Raw genomic sequence first — 23,234 nt, 5'->3', positions numbered from 1 at the left:
TATGGCGGGTGCCGTCGCATGCGGGCACCCGCCACATGATTAAGCCATACGCGAGATAGGACGAGACTTATGGCCATTCAGATGGGAGGAGACGGCGGCGAAACGCCGATGTCCGACATCAACACCACCCCGCTGGTGGACGTCATGCTGGTTCTGCTGATCATCTTCCTGATCGCGGTTCCCGTGGCCATCCAGACGGTCGAGCAACTGGAAATCCCGATCTTCGAATCCACCGAATCGGACGACAAGGTGGAAAACCTGCTCATCACGGTGATGACCACCGACGCGCAGGGCCGGACCCCCAGCACCTTGCGCACGGACTATACCGGGCCCACGCGCGATGGCGAATGCCGGGTGTTCCTCAACAACACGACGCTGGTCGATTCGACGGAACTCTACGACCAGGCCTTCGCGCGGCTCGATGCCATCGTGCAGCGCGCCGGCGGGGCGGAAGCGATCATGGCGGATCCGGAGCAGATCCCGCAGGTGCATATCCGCGGCGACGTCAACGTGCCGTGGCGCTGCGTCGCGGGCACGATCTTCAACGTGCAGGCGGCCGGCTATCCGACCATCGGTTTCATTTCCAATCCGGTCGATCCCAACAGCTGATCGCGCCGCAACGATTACGTATCAGGAGTAACAACCATGGCAATGTCAGGCGGCTCAGACGACGGCGCCCCGATGATGGACATGAACATGACGCCGCTCATCGACGTCCTGCTCGTGCTGCTCATCATGTTCATCATCACCATCCCGGTCGCCACCCACGCGGTGAACATCGACCTGCCGGTTCCCAGCCAGAACGAGAACCAGCCCGAGGTCGATCCGATCACCAACAAGATCGTGCTCACGCCCAATGACGAGATCCTGTGGAACGGGGAGCCGATCAGCCAGGGTGGTCTGGTGGCCAACCTGCAGCAATCGCTGACCTTCGCGGTCGAGCCCGAATTGCAGTTCGAACCGGAAGCGAATGCCAGCTACGACCTGTCGGCCAAGGTGCTCAACATCATCAAGGCGTCAGGCGTCACGCGCTTCGGCTTCGTCGGCAACGACCAGTATCGTCAGTTCGGCACCGGCGAGTAGGCGCTTCGTCCATCGGGAAAAAGGGAAGGGCGGCTGCGGGCCGCCCTTTTCGTGTTCGGCCGCCGACGCGCGCCGGTCGGCCAGTTCCGCGCTGCGGCCCTGAACCCCGATAGGCGCGATATCGCTATTCCCCGGCGATCGTGGCGAGATCGGGAAGATCGTCTCCGCGCATGGCAGCGCTGGCGAGGCTTTCTGCCTCCAGCAGCAATTCGTCGTCCTGTGCCCCCTGGGGCACGCTCTCGCGCCCGATCATCACCATCACGGGGACCGCCAGCGGACTGACCCGGTCGAGCACGACATGGGTCATCCGCTCCGCCGCGCTGTCGAGAAGGTCGCCCAACCGCCCGATATCGGTCATCCGCGCCCGCGCATCCGCCCACGCTGCCTCGATCAGCACATGATCGGGTTCATACTTGCGCAGCACATCGTAGATGAGATCGGTGCTGAAGGTGACCTGCTTGCCGCTCTTGCGCCGGCCGGGATGCTGTCGCTCGACCAGCCCGCCGATAACCGCAACCTCGCGGAAGGCACGCCGCAGCAGGTGCGAATCCTGCACCCAGTCGATGAATTCGTCGGTCAGGATGTCGGGCGAAAGCAGGGGGCGCGGATCGTTCACCGGCTTCAGGCCCCAGACGGCCAGCGAGTAGTCGTTGGCAACGAAGCCGCCCGGCAGGAGCCCCATGTCCTCCATCCGCTTGGTGATCAGCATGCCGAGCGACTGGTTCGCGTTCCAGCCGACGAAAGTGTAATAGACCGTGTATTCCCGCCCGCCGTGAGGGAAGCTTTCCACCAGCAGATTGTCCGGTCCTGGCAGTTCGCTGCGCCAGTCCTGCACCTCCAGCCACTCGCGCACGTCATCGGGAAACCGCGCCCAGCCGGTCCGGTCGACGAGCATGGCCCGCACCCTGTCGGCAAGGTGAGTGGTCAGCGGCAGCCGCAGCCCGCCGTAGGAAGGGATCATCGCCGCCTTGGAACTGGCGCGCACGATCAGCTCCATGTCTTTCAGCGATTCGACTTCCACGTTCACCCCGGCGAACTGGAATGTGTCTCCCGTACGAAGGGACGCCGCGAACCGTTCCTCCACCCGTCCGAGCGAGCGACCGTTGCGAAAGCGCACGTCGAGCATTTCGGCGTCGAGAATGATTCCGGCATTCATCCTGTGGCGCTGCGCCTGTTCGGGATGCGTCAGGCGCCATGTGCCCCCGCCCGCGCCGTCATTGTCACGCGTAATGCGCTTGAACTTGTCGTAGGCGCGCAAGGCGTACCCACCGGTTGCCACGAATTGCAGCACCCGTTGCCACGTCGCCTCGTCGACCCAGGCATAAGGCAGGCAGGAGCGAACCTCGTTCAGCAGAGCGGCTTCTTCGAACGGCGCGGCGCAGGCGCAGCATATCACGTGCTGGGCCAGCACATCCAGCCCGCCGGGACGGAAATCCTCGCCGTCGCGCTTGCCTTCCTCGACCGCCTCCATCGCCGCTGTCGCTTCGAGGAACTCGAACCGGTTGCCCGGCACCAGCAAAGCGCGGCTCGGCTGGTCTAGCCTGTGGTTCGCGCGACCGATGCGCTGCAGGAGCCGGCTCGACCCCTTGGGCGCGCCCATCTGCACTACCAGGTCGATATCCCCCCAGTCCACGCCAAGATCGAGACTGGCGGTGGCCACCAGCGCACGTAGCTCTCCCCGCGCCATTGCCCCTTCCACCTTGCGCCGCGCTTCCTTCGAGAGCGAACCGTGGTGGATGCCAATCGGCAGATTGTCCTCGTTGGCGTCCCACAGGTGCTGGAAGATGTATTCGGCAAGGAAGCGGGTATTGGTGAAAACCAGCGTGGTTCGATTGTCGCGGATGCGTTCGTAGAGTTGCGGGATGGACCAGGTCGCGGCATGACCGCCCCAGGGCACACGCTCCTCGATCGGCAGAAGGATTTCGACCTCCGGTTCCGCGGCTTCTTCACCAGTGATCACCTCAACCACATCCAGATCGCCCCACGGTGCGATCCAGGCGCGAAAGGCCTCAGGGTCGGCCACCGTTGCCGACAGGGCGGCCCGCTGCATGTCGGGCGCTATCGCCTGAAGGCGCGCGAGGGTGAGTGCCAGCAGATCGCCGCGCTTCTGGGTGGCGAAGGCGTGGATCTCGTCGACCACCACCCGCCGCAATCCGGCGAAGAGATCGAGACTGTCCGGGAAGCTCAGCAGCAGCGACAGGCTTTCGGGCGTGGTCAGCAGCACGTTGGGCGGCCGACTGCGCTGGCGACGCTTGCGGTCGGAGGGGGTATCGCCGCTGCGTGTCTCGATCCGCAGGTCGAGACCCATCTCCTCGACCGGGACGACGAGATTGCGCTGAACGTCGTGCGCAAGCGCCTTCAGCGGCGAGACGTAGAGCGTATGCAGACCCTGCGGCGCCTTCTTGCCCGCAAGTCGCGACGGGCAAAATGCGGCAAGTGTCGGCAGGAAACCGGCCAGCGTCTTGCCCGCTCCGGTATCGGCGACAAGCATGGCATGCTTTCCGGCGTCGGACGCCGCCAGCATCTCCGCCTGGTGGCGACGAACACGCCAGCCGCGCGACGCGAACCAGTCCGCGATCTCCGGGGGAATGTTCGGCGGTGCAATCACCTTGCAACAGCGAACCATGAGAATGGCGGTTCCTTTGAAGGCGGATCGCCAGATTCTCGCCCGACCTCGCAATGCGCCATGCCGCCCTCCGAATAATGTTTTCTAACAAAGGTTTGGATGCGCCAGATCGGTGTTTTCCCGCGCTGAGGCCCGAAACCGCGCCGTGGTGCCAAGCGTTTTCCATATACGACGCGCCACCCGTCCGGTGCGAGAAGAAGTCGTTACCTGCCACGCTTCACAACCCATTCCACCCGGCAGGAGAGGAGATCACCAAATGGCAGACCAGTACGATACCGATCGAGCCGACCGCCGCCGAGACCGCGGCGATTATGGCAGCTATGACGATTACGACGACCGCCCGCAGCAGTCGGAACAATTCCAGTCCTCACGCGAAAGGCAGTTCGACGAGGGGCGTTTCACTCGCGACGATCGCGACTCGTCTCGCAGACGGGAATCGACATTCGGGCAACGCCGGCTAGAAGGCGGAACATCCTATCGGGGCGATTACGACTATCGCGGCGGTCGGCAGTCCGAATACGATCCGCTCGACGATTATGACCGCGCCAGCAACCGCTCCATGCAGCCCCGCCCCCAGAACCGGGCAACGCATAACAGCTTCCGCGGTGACGAGTATGGCGGCGTAGCCGAATCCGGCCCGGCCTATGGCGAGAACCGCGGTGGCGGATTTGCCGGCGGCTCGACCGGGTATGGAAATTACGCCAGCGACCGGCGCAGTGATCGCGGCTTTTTCGAGAAGGCAGGCGACGAGGTCGCGAGCTGGTTCGGGGACGAAGACGCCGAACGGCGGCGGGAAATGGACCATCGCGGACGGGGCCCGTCGAACTACACCCGCTCGGACGAACGTATCCTCGAAGACTGCTGCGATCGTCTGACAGAAGATCGACGCGTCGACGCGCGCAACATCACCGTCACGGTCGAGGGCGGCGAGGTGACCCTCGATGGCACCGTCGACAACAGGATGCAGAAGCGGCGCGCGGAAGACTGCGTGCATGATCTGTCCGGCGTCGGCCATGTCCAGAACAATTTGCGGCTGAAGGAACACGCCGAAGACCGTGATACGGACAGCACCAAGGGATCGCTCGCCTGATAACGAGAAACCGGATTGTTTCCGAACCCGCGGGATCGTCCGGCCGGAAGGGGCTCGCCTCGGCGAGCCCCTTTTCAGGTCAGTGGGAGGCCTGATCCCCACGCTCAAGACCGGACTTGGCCAGTTGTTCGTCGATCTGCTGCATCAAGCGGCCGAGACCTTCCTCGCTCTCGCTCTCGGCCCGCGCCACGAGCACGTCCTGAGTGTTCGAGGCACGCAATAGCCACCACCCGTCAGGCGTCGTCACGCGCACGCCGTCGGTCGCATCGACCTGAACATCGCCAGGCACGTCTGATCCACTCATCCTTTTGCGAATTTCGTCGATCGCAGCAAATTTCCGACTTTCGTCCACCTGAAAGCGCATTTCCGGGGTGTTGATCATGTCTGGCATGTCGCCGCGCAACTGCGTGACCGACCTGCCCAGCCGCGCCGCGGCCGCGATCAGGCGGACGCCGGCGTAAAGCGCATCGTCATAGCCGTAATACGCGTCGGCGAAGAAGACGTGGCCCGACATCTCGCCGGCCAGCGGCGAACCAGTTTCCTTCATTTTGGATTTAATCAGCGAATGGCCGGTCTTCCACATCAGCGGCTTGCCGCCATGCTCGGCCACGGTATCGAACAGGGCGCGGCTCGCCTTCACATCGGCGATGACGGTGGCGTTAGGTAGTCTTCCCAAGAGGTCTTCGGCGTAGATCATCAGTAACTGATCCCCCCAGATGACCCGGCCTTCGCCGTCGACGGCCCCGATCCGGTCGCCGTCTCCGTCGAAAGCCACTCCGAAGTCGAGCGACTTCGCCGCGACAAGCGCGCGCAGATCCTCGAGATTGGCCTCGACAGTGGGATCAGGATGATGATTGGGAAAGTTTCCGTCGACCTCGGTAAACAGCAGATGATGCTCTCCCGGCAATCGCTTGGCGAGTGCCTCGAGAGCAGGGCCGGCGGCGCCGTTTCCGGCATCCCAGCCGACGCGCATATCGGTAAGCCTGTCCTCCGCTATCCCGTCGAGTGCGACCAGCAGACGCTCCACATACTGTTCGAGAATGTCGACTTTCTCGACAGTCCCGGACCCGTCGACCCAGTCCCCTTCCGCAGCCATCCGCCCGAGCGTCTGGATGTCGTCCCCGAAGAAGGGGCGCCCGCGAAATACCAACTTGAAGCCATTGTAATTGGCGGGATTGTGGCTGCCAGTTATCTGAATGCCGCCATCCACCTCTTCGGCTGACGCTTCGGCAAAATACAGCATGGGAGTAGGCCCCATGCCAATGGCGCGAACGTCGCAACCGGAGGAGGTCAGCCCTTCCACCAGCGCGTGCTCCAGCACCGGCGAGCTGACGCGTCCGTCATATCCGACCGCGACCATCGGCTGACGCTTCTCTTCGTCCAGCGCGCGGCGCATGAGCGTGCCGAAGCCACGGCCTATGGCGCGCGCATCGTCGGGACCGAGTGTTTCGCCGATGATGCCGCGAATGTCGTATTCGCGCAGTACGGTCGGGTCGAATGTGTGGCTCATGTCCGCTCCTTCTGCGGGTGGCCGCACGATCCACGCGCTAGCCGACCCGTCTGGGCAAGTCGTCGTATAGCAGGTCGCGCGCGGCGTTCGCCTCGTGTACCTGATGGCTGCTGCCACCCTTATCGGGATGGATCAGCGCGACAAGTCGCTTGTGAGCTGCGGCTATTTCCTGCCGATCGGCGTTCGGGCTCACACCGAGCAACGTTCGCGCCCTGAGAAGCGCCCGATCTCGCGGCGACAGACGTTTTTCCCACGGCCAGCGCCCGGTCAGCATGCGCCAGCCGATTACCGCCAGTGCGATCAGTACGATGATCTTGCCCATGAGGCGCTCAGGCCGCCTCGGTCAGTGGCAGCGCGTCGCGGTCGGTCGGCAGCGAATCGGGCATCGGCAGGTTGAGATTCGCGACCAGCGTGCGCACTTCCTGTCGGGCAACCAGATGGCTGGTGCCGAGTTCTCCGAGATGCCCCTTGTCGAGCAAGGTGAGGCCGGAGGGGAAGAGTTCGCGGTAGATGACGCGTTCGGACAGGCCGTGCGAGACGCGAAAGCCGACCCGCTTCGACAACTCGCCGAGAGCCTGGTCGATGCGCCGCTGGTTGCGCGCATCGGTATGGCCGGTGCGGTTCCTGACGACAACCCAGTCCATTTCGCGCCGCTGTTCCTCGATCGTGGCGCGGCTGCGCTTGATGCGCGCTTCCCAGATGAGTTCGGCATAGAAGCTCAGGCGGCGGACCTTGAAGTTCTCCGCATCGACATGGCCGATGAGATCGAAATCGACAAAACTGTCATTCATCGGCGTTACCAGCGTATCGGCGCTGGCGGCGACATGACGGGCGAAAGGATCGTCGCGGCCGGGAGTGTCGAACAACAGGAAATCCGCATCCGCCGCGATCCGGGCGGCTTCTTCCTCGAGCTGCTCCACCGTCTCGCCGTGACAGACGTCGAAGCTCGGCCCGGGAAGCGACACCTTGCGCCGTCCCTGCGTTTCGGCGCGGTTCTCGCAATAGCGGTAGAAGGTGCGCTGTCGCGTATCGAGATCGAGCGCGGCGACCCTTGCTCCCTGATAGGCGAGTGCGACCGCGACATGAACGGCGGTGGTCGACTTGCCGGTGCCCCCCTTCTCGTTGGCGAAGACGATCCGGTGCGGGCGGCGGGGTGCCTGATCGGGCATGGGACGGGCTTTCTCTTGCGGCATCGGGCGGCTAGGTCCGCCGACACGAGGTTCTACCCAAGGGATGCCCCCATGCAAACCGTCACCACCCTCCACACCCTGCGGCAAACTGTGGATGACTTGCGCAGGACAGGCCCGGTCGCGCTGGTTCCCACTATGGGTGCGCTACACGAAGGTCATCTGACGCTGGTGCGCGAAGCAGCACACCATTCGGCCTCCGTAGTGGTGTCGATCTTCGTCAATCCCAGGCAGTTTGGTGCGGGCGAGGACCTGGATGCCTATCCCCGGCAGCTTGCGGTCGACAGCGCGAAGCTGAAGGAGGAGGGCGTCACGCTGCTATGGGCGCCCGATGCCGCGACGATGTATCCCCCAGGCTACGCCACCAACGTTTCCGTTTCAGGGGTCAGCGAGGGGCTGTGCGGGGCGGACCGGCCTGGACATTTCGACGGCGTCGCGACTGTCGTATCCAAGCTGTTCAACCAGGTTCGCCCGGATATGGCGTTCTTCGGCGAGAAGGACTGGCAGCAGCTTGCCGTCATTCGCCGCATGACGCGCGATCTGGACCTGACGTTCCCCAGGGTCGACGCCGTTCACGGCGTCGCGACCGTGCGCGAAGCTGACGGTCTGGCGATGTCGAGCCGCAACGCCTATCTTTCACCCCCGCAACGCGCCGCCGCCGCGACCCTGCCGCGCGCGATGACCGAAGCGATAGCGCGTATTCGCGATGGCCAGGAAGTGCGGCCCACACTGGCCATGCTGGAGGACCAGCTGCTCGGTGCCGGATTCGAGCGCGTTGATTACGCCGAATTACGCGATGGCGACAGCCTCGCATCGTTGACCGGGCCGAGCGACAAGGCCCGCCTGTTCGTTGCCGCGCGGATCGGGGGAACGCGCCTCATCGACAACATGGCTGTCGGCGGGTGAAGCCGCTTACGGCCGGTCGGCGAACGCCCGCTCGCCGCCTCCCAGCGCGGTGTATAGCGTTGCCTGATTCTGTAGCGCGGCACGCCGGGTCGAGAGCAATTGCTGCTGCGCGTCGAACAGGTTGCGCTCGGCGTCTAGCACCTCGAGATAGTCGGCAACGCCCTCCCGGTACCGTAGCCGGGCGATGCGGGCGATACGCTGCTGTGCCTCTACCGCGCGTTCCAGCGTCCGGACCTGCTCGGTCAGATAAAGCCTGCCGGCCAGTGCATCCGCCACCTCGCGAAAGGCGTTCTGCACCGCGCGGTCGTAATTGGCCACCTGCTCCATTTCGAGCGCCTCGGCGAGGTCGAGATTGGCTTGCCGCTCTCCGCCGTCGAAGATTGGCAGACTGATCGAGGGGCCGAAGGACCAGCCGAACCCGTCCGCGCCGAACAGTCCGCCGAGGCTATCGGACGTGAGGCCGGTATTCCCGGTTAGCGAGATGGAGGGGAAGAACGCCGCCCGTGCCGCGCCGATATTGGCACGCGCCGCGCGAAGCTGCTCTTCCGCCGTCCTGATATCGGGCCGGACGAGAAGGATTTCCGACGGCAGGCCAGCCTCCAGCCGCCGTCCATTATCCTGTTCCGCCAGTCCAAGACCGGCCGGCAGGTCGCCTGGCACCCGCCCGCCGGCAAGGACAAGAAGCTGATTGCGCAATTGCGCGCGGTTGAGCCGCTCTGCCGCAAGCTGCTGCTGCGCCTGGGTCAGCAGCGTTTCCGCCTGGCGATAGGGCAACGCGGAGGTAACGCCTTGCTCGAGCCGCAGCCGCGCGATGCGCAGCGCTTCGGCACGGGTCGATTCGGTTGCCCGGGCGAGTTCGATCTGCTCGTCGGTTTCGACGATAGCGAAATATGTGGTAGCGACATCGGCGATCAGCGAGAGGTAGAACGCCCGTTGCGCGGCCACCGTGGAAAGGTATTCGGCCCGCGCCGCCTCGCTCAGATTGTCGAGCCGGCCCCAGAAGTCGAGTTCGAAAGAGCTGACCCCCACGCCGACCTGAAAGCGATTGTAGGTGATCGAATCGGGCGCATCCTGTCCGTTGGCGACCTGACCCAGCGTGCTCGCCCCGGTCAGCGCCTGCCGGGTGCGCGTGGCGCTGCCGTCGGCGACGACGGTGGGCAATTCGCGCGAATCCTGGATACGGTAGCGGGCTCGCGCTTGCTCGATGCGGGCGGTCGCTGCCAGCAGATCGCGATTGTTGCGCAGGGCCGTGGCGATCAGGGCGCGGAGCCGGGGATCGACGAACCAGTCGGTATAGGCGATCTGCGACGCGACCTCGAAGCCGTCGGGTCGAAGATCCGGATCGAAATCCGCGGGAACGGCGGGCGCCGGGCGCCGGTGCTCGGGGGCGAGGTTGACGCATCCCGCCAGAGCTGTCGCCGTCAGGACGAGGGACACAACCGCGCGTCGCATCACGCCGGCTCCCCCGTGGAACCGGGCATGCTTTCTTCCGGCACCGTACCCGCGCTGTGCGGAACCTGACGGCTGAGCCAGCGGCGCACGAGCAGGTAGAGCACCGGAATTACGAAAATGCCGATTGCCGTCGCCGCGATCATGCCGCCCATCACGCCGGTGCCCACGGCGATGCGGCTGGCTGCGCCCGCCCCGCTCGCGAGCACCAGCGGGACCATACCCATCGTGAAGGCGAGCGACGTCATGATGATCGGCCGCAGGCGCAGGACCGCTGCATCCTTCACCGCTTCCAGGATCGGCTGGCCGCGCTCTTCTTCCTCGATGGCGAATTCGACCACCAGGATCGCGTTCTTCGCGGCAAGTCCGATGATGGTGATAAGCCCGACGTTGAAGTAGATATCCGCCGACAGACCGCGTGCCATGGTCAGAAGGACGGCCCCCAGCACGCCCATCGGCACGATGAGCAACACGGCGAGCGGCACCGCCCAGCTTTCGTACAGCGCCGCCAGCACCAGGAAAACGACGATCACCGACAGGCCGAGAAGCAAGCCGATCTGCCCGCCGGCCTGGCGTTCCTCGTAGGATACGCCGGTCCATTCGAATCCGATGCCCTCGGGCAGTTGCGATGCGAGTTGTTCCATCTCGTCAAGCGCGGCGCCGGACGACCGGCCCGGTGCCGCCGCGCCCGACAGGGTCATCGCCGGATAACCGTTATATCGCCCGAGCGAATCGGGCGAAGCGGACCAGTCCGCCTCCGCGAAGGCGCCGAACGGCACCAGTTCGCCGCGATCGTTCGGAATGCGGAGCGAAAGCACGTCGTCCGGCGTCATGCGATAGGGCGCGTCGGCCTGGACCAACACCTGCAATACGCGACCGTCGCGATTGAAGTCGTTGGCGTAGGCGGAACCGAAAGTGATCGACAGCGCTGCGTTCACGTCGTTCATCGACAGCCCCAGAGCGCGTGCCTGCAGGCGGTCGATCTGCAAGTCGACCTCGGGACTTGGCGGTTGGTCCTCGGGCCGCAGATTGGCGATAACATCGCTCTGCGAGGCGAGGCCGAGCAATTGGTCGCGAGCCTGGGTCAGCACATCGCGACCCACACCCCCGCGATCCTCGAGCTTCATCGTGAAGCCGCTCGCTTGGCCGAGCGAACGGATCGCCGGTGGCTGAATGACGAACGCCTGCGCGGTATCGATTTGCGAGAATCGGCCCATCGCGCGGCCGAGTATGGCCTCGGCGCCGCTTTCCGATCCGCCGCGTTCCTCCCAGGGAATGAAAGGCGTGAACATCAGCGCGTTGTTCTGCCCTTGTCCAAAGAAGCTGAACCCGCGGACGACGACGACATTCTCGACCTCTTCTAGGTTCTGCCAGTAATCCGTGATCGGGTCGAGCGCCTCGTTCAGCCGGTCGACGGTGGCACCCGGAGGTGCCTGCACGGCCGTTATCAGATAACCCTGATCCTCGGTCGGCAGAAAACCGCCGGGCAGGCGGGTAAAGAGAAACACGGTGAGCGCCGCAAGCACACCGAACACGGCAAGAACGCGCAGCGGGCGTCCAAGCAGCCTGTCGTTGGCGCGACCGTACTTGCGGGTCATGCCGGCGAACCAGCGATTGAAGCCGGCAAGCCAGTACGCCAGACGGTGCCGCCCCCAGGCGAACCATTCGCGCGGATTGCCGCCCTTGGGGCGAGGGCGCTTGTCCTCTTCGTCGACCTGGGGTTCCTCGGGATCGTGTTCGACCGGCTTCAGGAAGGTCGCGCACAGGGCCGGGGTGAGCGACAAGGCGAGCAGGGCAGAGAAGAAGATCGAGATCGCCAGCGTGACCGAGAACTGACGATAGATGCCCCCCGTCGATCCCGGGAAGAACGCCATCGGCACGAAGACCGCGATCAGCACCAGCGTGATACCGACGATCGCTCCGGTGATCTGGTCCATGGCCTTGCGCGTGGCCTCCAGCGGACCGAGCCCTTCCTCGCGCATGATGCGCTCGACGTTCTCGATCACCACGATGGCATCGTCGACAAGGATGCCGATGGCCAGCACCATGCCGAAAAGCGAGAGGACGTTGATGGAGAAGCCCACGATCCACAGGCCCAGGCACGCGCCCGCCAGCGCGATTGGGACGACGAGAGCCGGGATCAGCGTCGCGCGCCAGCTCTGAAGGAACAGGAACATGACGACGAAGACCAGGATCATCGCTTCGACCAGCGTCTTGATGACCTCGTCCACCGACGCCTGCACGAACGGGGTCGTGTCGTAGGGTATTGACCAGGCGACGTCGGCGGGGAGGCCATCGCCAATCTCCTCCATGCGTTCCTTTACGCCCGCGGCGGTGGCAAGGGCGTTCGCCCCCGTCGCCAGCTGCACCGCCATGCCGGCCATGGGTTGTCCGTTGAGGGTGGTCGAGGTCGAGTAGTTCTGCGCTCCCAGCTCGACCCTCGCGACCTCTCCCAGGCGCACGGCGGCGCCCCCGGTGTCGGCGCGCAGGATGATGTTCTCAAACTCGCGTACCGCGTTGAAGCGGCCTTCGGTGGAGATGGTGGCGGTAATCTGCTGGCCATCCTCGATCGGCAGCGCCCCCAGCGCGCCGCCCGCGGTCTGGCTGTTCTGTTCGCGAATGGCGGCAAGAACCTCTGCCGGGGAAAGGTTGTAGGACGCCAGCGCATCGGGATCGAGCCAGATGCGCATGGCGTATTGCGAGCCGAACAGGGTTATGTCGCCCACGCCGTTCACCCGGCGCAGTTCGTCGACCACCTGGGTCGAGGCGATGTTGCCGAGATCGGTCGTGGTGAGCGATCCGCTTTCCGACGTCAGCGCCAGGATCATCAGGAAGCCGGCATTGGCCTGTCGCACGGTGATGCCCTGCCGCCGAACTTCTTCCGGCAGGCGGGCCTCGACCGTACTGAGACGATTCTGCACTTCGGTCTGGGCGATGTCGATGTCGGTCCCGGCCTCGAAGGTCAGGGTAATCTCCGCCGAGCCGTTCGATCGGCTCGTCGATGACATGTAGAGAAAGCCGTCCACGCCGTTGAGCTGCTGCTCGATTACCTGGGTGACGTTCTCCTCCAGCGTCTCCGCATCGGCGCCGGGATAGGCGACCCGGATGGAAAGAGACGGGGGCGCGACTTCGGGATACTGTTCGACGGGCAAGGCGCGAAGGGCGAGAAAGCCCCCCAGCAGGATGCCGATGGCGATGACCCATGCGAAGATGGGCCGGTCGATGAAGAAGCGTGGCACGCTAGCGCGCTCCGCCGGCGTTCGATTGGCCTCCGCTGTCGCTGCCGCCGCTCGCCCTTCCGCGGCCCGCCGGTGCGTTGGCGCGCGTGACGGGCATTCCGGGCCTGATCTTCTGCAGGTTGCTCACGATGACGACGTCGCCCGGTTCGAGGCCGCTTTCGATGATCCACTTCCCGTCGGTCATGGAACCGAGTTCCACCGGACGCAGCGCGGCCTGACCCTCCTCGTCCACGACGAAAACGGACCCCCCGTCCTCGTTAACGGTCACCGCGCGCTGCGGGACGGCGATGCCGTTGGCGATGGTGCCGGCGTAGATGCGGGCACGGACGAACTCGCCGGGGAGCAGCAGGCCGTCGGGGTTGGGAAATTCCGCGCGCAGGTCGATGGTACCGGTCTGCTCGTCGACGGAGAAGTCCAGGAAATCGATGTAGCCGGGGATCGGGTACTCGCTTCCGTCGCTGAAGGTCAGGCGCACCTCGACCCGGTCGTTTTCGCTGAGATCGAGCTCGCCTTCCGAGATCGCACGCCGGATCGCCAGCACCTCGCTCGCCGATTGGGAGAAGCTGACATAGACGGGGGAGATCTGCTCGATCCGGGTGAGAAGCGTGCCCTCCGGCTGGCTCACCAGCGCGCCCTCCGTCACCTGCGCACGGCCCGCCCGCCCGGCGATGGGCGCGCGAACCGTCGTGTAGCCCAGTTGCAAGGAGGCCGAACGAAGCTGCGCCTGGATCTGCGCGACATTGGCCTCCGCTTCGCGCGCGGCAGCGACTGCGGCATCATATTCCTGGCGGCTGATGGCATTCTCGCTCACCAGCGGGCGGTAACGATCGACCACGGCGCGGGCATTGGCGGCGGTAGCGCGAGCGCGCTGAAGGCTGGCCTCGGTCTGGGCATAGCTCGCGCGCAGCTCGCTGGGATCGATCCGGAACAGGGGCTGCCCGGCGCCCACGTCGCTGCCTTCTTCGTACAACCTTTCCTGCACGATACCGGTGACGCGGGCGCGCACTTCCGCCTCGCGCACCGGTTCGACCCGACCTGGAAGTTCGATGACGTTGGGCGTGGCGGTCGTGGCAACGGTGATCGTCTGCACCGGAACGGGTTGCGGTGCGGTTTCCTCCTGCGAGGACGAGCAGCCCGCAAGTATCGCGGAAAACAGGAAGAGGAGAAAATACCGCATCGCCGGGTCGCAATCGTCGTGTTTGCAGGTGCGAAGGTGTAATAGTGGTTACATTGCTCCTTGCAACCCATTTTCCGATCTGGGAACGTGAGGGCATGACTCCTTCGTCAGAATGCGATCGGCTGGCCCAGCGTCGCACCGCGATCGTCGCGGCGGCCCGGGCATTGTTCGTCGAACAGGGTTTCGATCGTACCACGCTCAACCAGGTGGTCGCGCAGGCCGGGGGGTCTCTGGCTACCGTCTACAAGCTGTTCGGCAACAAGGAAGGTCTGCTGGACGCGGTCGTCAAGGAAAAGATCATCCCCGGCACCGAGATCGTGCGCCGGTTCGCCGGGCGGGGCGGCGATCCCGGCGAGATCCTGCGCATGATCGGCAGCGCGCTGCATGCCCGGTTCCTCAATCCGGAAGACATTGCCCTTACCCGGCTCGTGATATCGCGCAGCGTGGCGGATCCGCATTTCGCTCGCCATTTCTTCGAGACCACCGCGTCCCTCACGAAAGAGGCGATGACCGGACTGTTCGAACGATGGCGCGACGCGGGCGTGGCCCTGGCCGGCGATCCGGCCTCGCTTGCCGAAATCTTCGTCGGCCTGATCGTCAACGATCTCCAGCAGGAGGCGATGAGCCATGGCGCGGTCGCGCGCACGAGCGTCGCCGACCTCGACCGGCGCATCGATTTCTTCCTGCGCGGGGCCGGCCTTCAGCCCTGACGACAACCGCGCCGGCCCGCGTTGCAATTTGGTGACGCTTCGCTAGGCCCGTCTCACCAGCCGCCTCACGAGGGATTCGCGCTCTGCCATGAAGATCATGTCCGGCAACTCCAACCTGCCGCTCGCCCGAGCCATTGCCGGCTATCTGGAGGTGCCGTTGACGGATGCTTCCGTACGCCGCTTCGCGGACGAGGAGGTTTTCATCGAGATACACGAGAACGTGCGCGGCGAGGACGTGTTCATCGTCCAGTCCACGAGTTTCCCGGCGAACGACAACCTCATGGAACTGCTGATCGGGGTCGACGCGCTTCGTCGCGCCTCGGCCAGCCGCATTACTGCCGTTGTGCCCTATTTCGGCTATGCCCGGCAGGACCGGAAGCCCGGACCGCGCACGCCCATCTCGGCCAAGCTGGTGGCCAACCTGATCACCGAGGCGGGTGCGGACCGGGTGCTGGCGGTGGACCTGCACGCGGGGCAGATCCAGGGGTTCTTCGATATTCCGACCGATAATCTCTACGCCGCCCCGACTATGGCCGCCGATATCCAGGCCCGGTACGGCGACAAGGATCTGATGGTCGTTTCCCCCGACGTGGGCGGGGTGGTGCGAGCCCGTGCGCTGGCCAAGCGGCTCGACAACGCACCGCTCGCCATCGTCGACAAGAGGCGCGACCGGCCCGGCGAATCGGAGGTGATGAACATCATCGGAGACGTGAAGGGCCGCGCGTGCATTCTGATCGACGATATCGTCGATTCGGGTGGCACGTTGTGCAATGCCGCGCAGGCCCTGCTCGACGAAGGGGCCAAGAGCGTCGCCGCCTATATCACCCACGGCGTGCTGTCGGGCGGCGCGGTTGCCCGGGTGGACAAGTCGGCGCTTACCGAACTGGTCATCACCGACACGATCCAGCCGACCGACGCCGCTAGGGATTCCGACCGCATCCGGGTCCTCACCATCGCTCCCCTGCTGGGCGAGGCGATCCGTCGCATCGCCGACGAATCGAGCGTCTCGAGCCTGTTCGACTGATGCTCGCCAGCCTGTGAACCTCGCCGCGGAGATCGCGCTGGCGCACCGACTGGCGGACGCCGCGCGAACGGAGATCGTGCCGCTGTTCCGCTCGGGCGTCGAGATCGAGGTCAAGGCCGACGCCTCGCCGGTGACCGTCGCCGATCGCGCCGCGGAAGAGGCGATGCGGCGGCTGATCGAGGCGGAGTTTTCGGGCGACGGCATTCACGGCGAGGAATTCGGGGTGAAGGACGGCGTCACCGGCAGGCAGTGGGTGCTCGACCCCATCGACGGGACCACCGCTTTCCTTGCCGGAAGACCTATCTTCGCGACGCTGATCGCGTTGCTCATGGACGGCTTCCCGGTACTCGGCATGATCGATCAACCGATCACGAAGGAACGCTGGTTGGGCACGGCCGGGCAGGCGACCGTCTTCAATGGCGACCCTGTCCGGACCCGCCAGTGCCGCGACCTTTCGACCGCCAGCATCGCCACCAGCGGGCCGCACTATTTCAGCCAGGCCGAAGGCGATGCCTTCATGGCGCTTGCGGCGAAGACCGACCACAGGAGGATGGTCATGGGTGGCGACTGCTACAACTACGCCTGCCTCGCCTCGGGTTTCATCGACGTGGTGTGCGAGGCGAACCTCAAGCTTCACGACTTCGCCGCCCTCGTACCCGTGGTGGAGGGTGCTGGCGGTCTGATGTGCGACTGGTCTGGAGAGCCGCTTCATGCCGGTAGCGATGGCACCGTGCTGGCACTGGGCGATCCCGCAAGGCTGGAGGACGCGCTGGAGGCGCTGGGGAGTTAGGTTCTGCCTCCCCCGACCAGCTACGCCATCGTCAGTCCGCCATCGACACGCAGTTCGGTTCCGGTGATGTAGTCGGCGTGATCCGACAGCAGGAAGGCAGCGGCCCGGGCAACGTCCCCGGGCTCTCCCATCCGGCCGAGGGGGATCGCCTCGGCCATCTTCGCATGGTACTTTTCGATCTCGTCGTCGCTCATTCCGCCTTTTTCGTGAAAGCCGGTCGCAGTGGCGCCGGGGGTCACCGCATTGACGCATATTCCGCGCGAAGCGTAGTGCGTGGCGAGCGAGCGAACCAGCTGGCGTACCCCCGCCTTCATCATCGAGTAGGCGGCAAGATCGGTCCGCCCTCCGCCCACGCTGCCCGACCCGATCAGCAGCATCTTGCCACCGTCCTTCAGGCATGGCCCGAGAGCGCGACTTTGCAGGAACGGCGCTCTTAGATCGACCGCGTAGAGGCGCTCCAGCTCGTCCAGCGACAGGTCCGCCATTCCCGCGAAGGTGCCGATGCCGGCGTTGAGGAAGACGTCGTCGAGGCCGGCGGGAGCGAACTCCCGCGCAGCGTTGGCGAGATCCGTCGCGCAATCAGGGTCGGCGGCGTCGTTGGCGATGAACTCGACATCGGGGACGTCGCCGCGGGCCTCGTCCAGGTGGCTTTCGTCGTGACCGGTGCCGAGGACGCGCGCGCCCTCGTCGGTCAGGAGCCGGGCGGTCGCCCTGCCAATACCCGATGTGGCGCCGGTGATGAGGAAGGCGTGGTCGGTGAAGCGGGGCATGTCGGGATCTCCGGGCCTTGGGATATCGGTGTTGGCAATGGCCGAATCGCGCGCAGCGTTCCCGCATGGACTTGCCGAGCGAAAGAAGGCACCGGGTCGGGCGCCTATCCCCCGCGGTGCGGGCGGGCAATCGTCCCGCGGAGAGACCTTGCATTCCCGGCCCGAAACGCTAAATGCGCACCCTTCACCGACACGTGAATGACTGCCGGTCTGGCCGAAAGGGCTGCCAGGGCTGGCAAGGACGTGTCCCTGACGAAGGAGACGAAAATGCCCAAGCTGAAGACCAAGAGCGGTGTGAAGAAGCGCTTCAAGATCACCGCCAGCGGCAAGGTCAAGCACGGGGTCGCCGGCAAGCGCCACCGCCTGATCAGCCACAGTGCGAAGTATATCCGCCAGAATCGCGGCACCACCGTTCTCGCCAAGGCCGACTGGGCCGCGGTGAAGAAGTGGGCGCCCTACGGCCTGGGTTGAGCCTTCCGCGCTCCCCGACCGTTTCAATTCAGGAGTTAGACAATGCCTCGCATCAAACGCGGTGTGACCACCCGCACCAAGCACAAGCGACTACTCGACCAGGCCAAGGGCTATCGCGGTCGTCGCAAGAATACCATTCGCGTCGCCCGCCAGGCGGTCGAGAAGGCCGGCCAGTACGCCTATCGCGACCGCAAGGTGAAAAAGCGCAATTTCCGCGCGCTGTGGATCCAGCGGATCAACGCAGCGGTGAGAGAGGAAGGGCTGACCTATTCGCAGTTCATGCACGGCGTGAAGCTCGCCGGCATCGAGCTCGACCGCAAGGTGATGGCCGATCTGGCGATGAACGAGGGCGCAGCCTTCGGCGCGATCATCAAGCAGGCGAAGCAGGCTCTTCCGGCCTGATCGCAAGACCCGGCCGCTTTGCGGCGGACCGCGCCGGAAACGACGCAACGACATCTCGAAGGGTGCGGGTGGCCAGGGCCGCCCGCACCCTTTTCGTATCCAGATCGGACCCATCTTTCCCGTTTCCGTTGAGAATTGCACCAGTTGTGGTATTGCCCTGAGTATAAGAAGTCGTGTGGAGCAGGATTGTAGGGGGCAATCCGGCGCTGCTTCGAACGGAAGCAACAGGACATGGGGCAGGTCGCACAAATCGGCGTTCGCTACTACCGCTTGTCGGAGGCGGTGGCCCCTTTCTTCACGGCGCTTTATTTTTTCACGGTTTCCCATACCGATGGTGATCCGGTAGAGGATTACCTTCTCCCCGAATGGGCCGCGATGCGCTTTACCGCGGCGGGAGAGCCGCCGCACGCGGCCGTCGTCCCCGATCCGATACGCGAGCGCTGGCCTTTCGTGTGCAGCGGTCCGACGAGTCGGGCGATTCGCTTCCAGCTGAAGGATACGCGAACCTGGGGTCTCGGGATGCGACCGGTCGGCTGGGCGCGGTTCCTCGACGCGCAGGCGTCGGACGTGAACGACGAGATCGTCAACGGGAATGTGCACGACGCGTTTGCCTTCTTCAGGCCGCTCCTGCGCATCGCGCGCAACCACCCGGACGACCCGGATGAAGGGGCCGCAGCAATCGACCGGTTCCTGGTCGACAACCTGCCCGAACCCAATCCGGCGGAAGACCAGATAGAAGCGTGCATCGCCGCCCTCTCCGATCCCGAAGTGGCGGACGTCACCATGCTGTGCGAGCGCGTGGGTGTAAGCCGCCGGACCGTGGAGCGCCTGTGCTCGCGCTATTTCGGCTACTCGCCCAAGCTTCTCCTGCGCCGCCAGCGCTTCCTGCGAAGCGTCGGGCGCTTCACATTCGAGCTATCCTCCAACTGGAGCAAGGCGATCGACCCGCAATATTGCGACCAGGCGCATTTCGTGCGCGATTTTCGCAAGTTCATGGATATGTCGCCGAGCGAATATGTCGAGATGGACCACCCCATTCTCGCCCGCATCATTGCCCAGCGGCTCGCCGATCAGGGAGCGGTTCCCGAACCGGGCGGCGTGCCCGTCATTCCCGCACCCGGCCCGGCCGATACCGGCTGGACCCCCATGGATCGCGGGGCCAGGGCGGCAGGGGCGATTAAGGGGGTTGGGCAAAGGCGCTCGCGGCGCTAACGCGGCGACCTCGTCGGCCGTACGGGTCGACCCCACAGGATAGCGGTAGCGGACATGTCGGACCTCCAACAAACAGCCACGGATGCGCAGGCACGCATTGCCGGTGCCGGCGATCTCGAAGCGCTGGAGGCGTTGCGGGTGGAATATCTGGGCAAGCAGGGCAGTATTTCGGCGCTGCTCAAGACGCTGGGGGGCATGAGCGCAGAGGAACGACAGGAAAGGGCGCCCGCCATCCAGGCGCTGCGCCAGTCGACGGCTGACGCCATTGCCGCGCGCAAGGGAGAGCTGGAAGCCGCCGAACTCGAGCGGCGGCTGGCGACCGAAACGCTGGACCTGACGCTGCCTGCGCCGGATGCCCGTCGCGGCGGTGTCCATCCTGTCAGCCAGGTGATGGATGAGCTGGCGGAGATCTTCGCCGATCTTGGCTTCACCGTCGCGACCGGACCGGAGATCGAGGACGACTGGTACAATTTTACCGCGCTCAACATGCCCGAAAGCCATCCGGCGCGCGCCATGCACGATACGTTCTACTTCCCGGACGCGGCGCCCAAGGGCGGGAGGATGCTGCTGCGCACCCATACCTCGCCGGTGCAGGTTCGCACGATGATGCGCGAGGGCGCGCCGCTGCGAATCATTGCCCCGGGCCGCGTCTACCGCTCCGACAGCGACGCCACGCATACGCCGATGTTCCACCAGGTGGAAGGATTGGTCATCGACCGGGGTATTCATCTCGGCCATCTCAAATGGACGCTGGAAACCTTCCTCGGGGCGTTTTTCGAGACCGACGACATCGTGCTGCGGCTGCGGCCGTCCTATTTTCCCTTCACCGAACCCAGCGTGGAGGTCGATGTCGGCTTTGCCTGGGACAACGGCCGGCGCGTGCTGGGCGGCAACGGGGACGCGCCGGGCCATGCGTGGATGGAACTGCTGGGCAGCGGCATGGTCAACCGCCGGGTAATCGCGTTCGCCGGGCTCGATCCCGACGATTGGCAGGGCTTCGCCTGGGGGCTGGGCGTCGACCGGCTGGCGATGCTGAAATACGGGATGGACGACCTCCGCGCCTTCTTTGACGGCGATGCCCGCTGGTTGTCTCATTACGGCTTTTCCGCCTTCGACCAGCCGACCTTGTCCGCCGGTGTGGGGGCACGGGCATGAAGTTCTCGCTCGAATGGCTGCGCGACTACCTCGACACCGACGCGACGGTCGAGGAGATTTCCGCCAGGCTCAACGCCATCGGCATCGAGGTGGAGGGTATCGAGAACCCGGCCGAGAAGCTCGAGGGTTTCCGCGTGGCCGCGGTGCTGACCGCCTCGCCGCACCCCGATGCCGACAGGTTGCAGGTGCTCAGCGTCGATGCCGGCGATGGCGGCGAGCCGTTGACGGTGGTGTGCGGCGCGCCCAACGCGCGGGCGGGGATGAAAGGCGTTCTCGGCCTGCCGGGCGCCACGGTGCCATCGAACGGGATGCAGCTTCGCAAGAGCGCGATTCGCGGGATCGAATCGAACGGAATGATGTGTTCGGTGCGCGAACTCGAACTGGGCGAGGCGCATGACGGCATCATCGAACTGCCCGCCGATGCGCCCATCGGACAAAGCTTCGCCGACTACCACGACGCTTCGCCGATCTTCGACGTGGCCATTACGCCGAACCGCCCCGATTGCATGGGTGTCATGGGTATCGCCCGTGATCTCGCCGCGTCAGGACTCGGAACGTTCAGGCCGGCAAGTGTGCCCCGGATCACCGGCAACGGCCCGATCGCCATGTCCATTGCCATCGAGCCGGGCGCCGATTGCAGCGCGTGGTACGGGCGCTCGATAGCGGGCGTGACGAACGGCGAGAGTCCCGAATGGATGCAGCGACGCCTGGTTGCTGCCGGTCAGCGGCCGATCAGCGCGCTGGTCGACTGCACCAACTACCTGATGCTGGCGACCGGTCGCCCGGCCCACGTCTACGATCTTGCGAAGCTTGGCGGAGGCATGGTCGCCCGCCGGGCCCGGGATGGCGAGAGCGTGGAGGCGCTGAACGGGAAGACCTACACCCTCGACTCTACCATGACCGTCATCGCCGACGATGCCGGCGTTCACGATATCGCGGGGATCATGGGCGGCGAACAGTCGAGCGTGCAGGCGGATACGACCGACGTGCTGCTCGAAATCGCCTATTTCGACCCCGAGGCCATCGGCGTGTCGGGGCGGAAACTGGGCCTTGCAACCGACGCGCGCACCCGTTTCGAACGGGGCGTCGACCCGGTCTTCCTGGATGACGGACTGGCATTGCTGACCGACCTCATCGTGCAGACCTGCGGGGGGGAGCCGTCCGAAGTGGTGCGGGCCGGATCGCCCCCGACAGAACCGAAGGTGATCGCCTTCGACCCCGCTCTGACCGAGCGTCTGGGCGGCGTCCGGGTTGTGCCGGAGGAGCAGAAACGCATCCTCGAAGCGCTCGATTTTTCCGTGTCGCGCGACTGGAAGGTGACGTGTCCCCCGCGCCGGCACGACATCGAGGGACCGGCGGATCTGGTCGAGGAAGTGGTCCGGATCCATGGCCTGGACCGGGTGGAGAGCGTTGCCTTGCCGCGCCGCGACGGCGTTGCGAGGCCAACCGCCACCCCCCAACAGGCAATGGAACGGCGCCTGCGCCGGGCGGCCGCCGCGCGGGGTTTGCACGAGGCGATCACCTGGTCGTTCCTGCCAGTGGCCGAGGCGCGGCATTTCGCGCCGGAAGGTGAAGATCTGTGGCTGCTCGACAACCCCATCAGCGAGGACATGAAGGCCATGCGCCCCTCGCTCATACCCGGCCTGCTGTCGGCGGCCAAACGCAATGCCGACCGCGGCGCCGCGTCCTCGCGGCTGTTCGAGATCGGGCGCCGCTATCTGCGCGGGGCGGACGGGGCCAGCGACGAGCGCACGACCCTGGCCGTGCTGCTGGCGGGCGAGCGGGACGCACGCGGCTGGGTTGGCGGCAAGGCGCGGGGCGTCGATGCGTTCGATGCCAAGGCAGAGGCGATGGCCTTGCTGGAAGAGGCCGGTGCGCCGGTCGCCAACCTGATGGTCATGGGCGAGGCGGGGCCGCAATTTCATCCCGGCCGGTCCGCAACGCTGCGGCTCGGCCCGAAGAAGATCCTTGCCCGCTTCGGCGCCCTGCACCCCTCCACGCTGGCGGCGTTCGGCCTCGACGGTCCGGCCGTGGCGGTCGAGATGTTCCTCGATGCCGTGCCCGCGAAGAAGGGCGGCGGCTCTTTCGCACGGCCGGCTTTCCTGCCCCCGGTTCTCCAGCCGGTAACGCGCGACTTCGCCTTCCTCGTTCCCGCTGACCTGCCTGCCGGCGATCTCGTCAAGGCGGTGCGCGGAGCGGACAAGGTCCATGTCGTCGATGCTCGCATATTCGATGTCTTCGCCGGCGCCGGCGTGCCCGAGGGGTACAAGTCGCTCGCCGTGGAAGTGACGCTGCAACCGGGTGAGACGAGCTTCCGGGATGCCGACCTCAAGGCGATTTCGGACAAGGTCGTGGGCGCGGCGGCAAAACTCGGCGCCCAGTTGCGCGGCTGACCGCCAGGTCGGTGCGCGCCCCTGCTGGCGCTGGCAAAAG

Annotated in this window: 20 protein-coding genes; 12 read left to right on the top strand and 8 right to left on the bottom strand. The window is 65.4% G+C overall.

Annotated elements, in window-relative coordinates; all coding sequences use genetic code 11:
- The first annotated feature begins 69 nt into the window (after positions 1–69).
- Positions 70–609: an ExbD/TolR family protein gene (locus EG799_RS06550; protein ID WP_123879623.1), complete on the top strand. Its 540-nt coding sequence runs from the start codon at positions 70–72 to the stop codon at positions 607–609.
- Between the two features lie 36 nt (positions 610–645).
- Positions 646–1,083, top strand: a complete 438-nt coding sequence (locus EG799_RS06545) for an ExbD/TolR family protein (protein ID WP_123879621.1) — start codon at positions 646–648, stop codon at positions 1,081–1,083.
- Between the two features lie 124 nt (positions 1,084–1,207).
- On the opposite strand, the gene EG799_RS06540 is transcribed toward EG799_RS06545, so the two are convergent.
- A complete protein-coding gene (locus tag EG799_RS06540; protein ID WP_123879619.1) occupies positions 1,208–3,709 on the bottom strand; it encodes a ligase-associated DNA damage response DEXH box helicase in 2,502 nt (833 codons plus the stop codon).
- A 256-nt stretch (positions 3,710–3,965) separates the two neighbouring features.
- On the opposite strand from EG799_RS06540, the gene EG799_RS14110 reads away from it, so the two are divergent.
- Positions 3,966–4,799 (top strand): BON domain-containing protein, encoded by an 834-nt coding sequence (locus tag EG799_RS14110; RefSeq protein WP_199798273.1) that lies wholly within the window; start codon positions 3,966–3,968, stop codon positions 4,797–4,799.
- Positions 4,800–4,878: 79 nt separating this feature from the next.
- Here EG799_RS14110 and pgmG read toward each other — a convergent pair whose 3' ends face one another.
- The 3 genes from pgmG to EG799_RS06520 are packed head-to-tail and all read right to left on the bottom strand — an operon-like array spanning position 4,879 to position 7,502.
- Positions 4,879–6,309, bottom strand: coding sequence for a phosphoglucomutase/phosphomannomutase PgmG (gene pgmG, locus EG799_RS06530; protein ID WP_123879617.1), 1,431 nt, complete (start codon positions 6,307–6,309; stop codon positions 4,879–4,881).
- Between the two features lie 37 nt (positions 6,310–6,346).
- Complete coding sequence (locus EG799_RS06525) at positions 6,347–6,631, bottom strand: J domain-containing protein (RefSeq protein WP_123879615.1); 285 nt, start codon at positions 6,629–6,631, stop codon at positions 6,347–6,349.
- Positions 6,632–6,638: 7 nt separating this feature from the next.
- Complete coding sequence (locus tag EG799_RS06520; protein WP_325051106.1) at positions 6,639–7,502, bottom strand: division plane positioning ATPase MipZ; 864 nt, start codon at positions 7,500–7,502, stop codon at positions 6,639–6,641.
- A gap of 48 nt (positions 7,503–7,550) precedes the next feature.
- Between EG799_RS06520 and panC the strand changes: the two genes are divergently transcribed.
- Positions 7,551–8,402: a pantoate--beta-alanine ligase gene (panC, locus tag EG799_RS06515; RefSeq protein ID WP_123879611.1), complete on the top strand. Its 852-nt coding sequence runs from the start codon at positions 7,551–7,553 to the stop codon at positions 8,400–8,402.
- 6 nt (positions 8,403–8,408) lie between these two features.
- Here the strand turns inward: panC and EG799_RS06510 are convergent, their stop codons facing one another.
- The 3 genes from EG799_RS06510 to EG799_RS06500 are packed head-to-tail and all read right to left on the bottom strand — an operon-like array spanning position 8,409 to position 14,267.
- Entirely contained in the window at positions 8,409–9,854 is a 1,446-nt protein-coding gene (locus EG799_RS06510) for an efflux transporter outer membrane subunit (RefSeq protein ID WP_123879609.1), read from the bottom strand.
- A complete protein-coding gene (locus EG799_RS06505; RefSeq protein ID WP_123879607.1) occupies positions 9,854–13,090 on the bottom strand; it encodes an efflux RND transporter permease subunit in 3,237 nt (1,078 codons plus the stop codon). The genes EG799_RS06510 and EG799_RS06505 overlap by 1 nt, the downstream gene beginning before the upstream one ends.
- A gap of 1 nt (position 13,091) precedes the next feature.
- Entirely contained in the window at positions 13,092–14,267 is a 1,176-nt protein-coding gene (locus EG799_RS06500) for an efflux RND transporter periplasmic adaptor subunit (RefSeq protein WP_123879605.1), read from the bottom strand.
- A gap of 95 nt (positions 14,268–14,362) precedes the next feature.
- On the opposite strand from EG799_RS06500, the gene EG799_RS06495 reads away from it, so the two are divergent.
- The 3 genes from EG799_RS06495 (at position 14,363) to EG799_RS06485 (ending at position 16,791) form a co-directional block, all read left to right on the top strand.
- Positions 14,363–14,977: a TetR/AcrR family transcriptional regulator gene (locus EG799_RS06495; RefSeq protein WP_123879603.1), complete on the top strand. Its 615-nt coding sequence runs from the start codon at positions 14,363–14,365 to the stop codon at positions 14,975–14,977.
- Between the two features lie 88 nt (positions 14,978–15,065).
- Complete coding sequence (locus tag EG799_RS06490) at positions 15,066–16,001, top strand: ribose-phosphate pyrophosphokinase (RefSeq protein WP_123879601.1); 936 nt, start codon at positions 15,066–15,068, stop codon at positions 15,999–16,001.
- Positions 16,002–16,014: 13 nt separating this feature from the next.
- Complete coding sequence (locus tag EG799_RS06485) at positions 16,015–16,791, top strand: inositol monophosphatase family protein (protein WP_123879599.1); 777 nt, start codon at positions 16,015–16,017, stop codon at positions 16,789–16,791.
- A gap of 20 nt (positions 16,792–16,811) precedes the next feature.
- Here EG799_RS06485 and EG799_RS06480 read toward each other — a convergent pair whose 3' ends face one another.
- Positions 16,812–17,561, bottom strand: a complete 750-nt coding sequence (locus EG799_RS06480; protein ID WP_123879597.1) for an SDR family NAD(P)-dependent oxidoreductase — start codon at positions 17,559–17,561, stop codon at positions 16,812–16,814.
- Positions 17,562–17,828: 267 nt separating this feature from the next.
- Between EG799_RS06480 and rpmI the strand changes: the two genes are divergently transcribed.
- From rpmI to pheT, 5 genes are all read left to right on the top strand, one after another.
- On the top strand, positions 17,829–18,032 hold the full coding sequence (rpmI, locus tag EG799_RS06475) for a 50S ribosomal protein L35 (protein WP_123882902.1): 204 nt from the start codon (positions 17,829–17,831) through the stop codon (positions 18,030–18,032).
- A 42-nt stretch (positions 18,033–18,074) separates the two neighbouring features.
- On the top strand, positions 18,075–18,434 hold the full coding sequence (gene rplT / locus EG799_RS06470; protein WP_123879595.1) for a 50S ribosomal protein L20: 360 nt from the start codon (positions 18,075–18,077) through the stop codon (positions 18,432–18,434).
- A gap of 231 nt (positions 18,435–18,665) precedes the next feature.
- A complete protein-coding gene (locus EG799_RS06465; RefSeq protein WP_123879593.1) occupies positions 18,666–19,646 on the top strand; it encodes a helix-turn-helix domain-containing protein in 981 nt (326 codons plus the stop codon).
- Between the two features lie 54 nt (positions 19,647–19,700).
- Positions 19,701–20,801, top strand: coding sequence for a phenylalanine--tRNA ligase subunit alpha (gene pheS, locus EG799_RS06460; RefSeq protein ID WP_123879591.1), 1,101 nt, complete (start codon positions 19,701–19,703; stop codon positions 20,799–20,801).
- The gene (pheT, locus tag EG799_RS06455) at positions 20,798–23,194 is read left to right on the top strand and encodes a phenylalanine--tRNA ligase subunit beta (protein ID WP_123879589.1); all 2,397 of its coding nucleotides are present in this window, start codon (positions 20,798–20,800) and stop codon (positions 23,192–23,194) included. Before pheS ends, pheT begins: the two co-directional genes overlap by 4 nt.
- The last annotated feature ends 40 nt before the right edge of the window (positions 23,195–23,234 follow it).

The organism is Aurantiacibacter spongiae, assembly GCF_003815535.1.
Taxonomy (GTDB): Bacteria; Pseudomonadota; Alphaproteobacteria; order Sphingomonadales; family Sphingomonadaceae; genus Alteraurantiacibacter; species Alteraurantiacibacter spongiae.
Note: the sequence above shows the minus strand (reverse complement) of the source record. Positions and strands in the feature narration are given on the sequence as shown.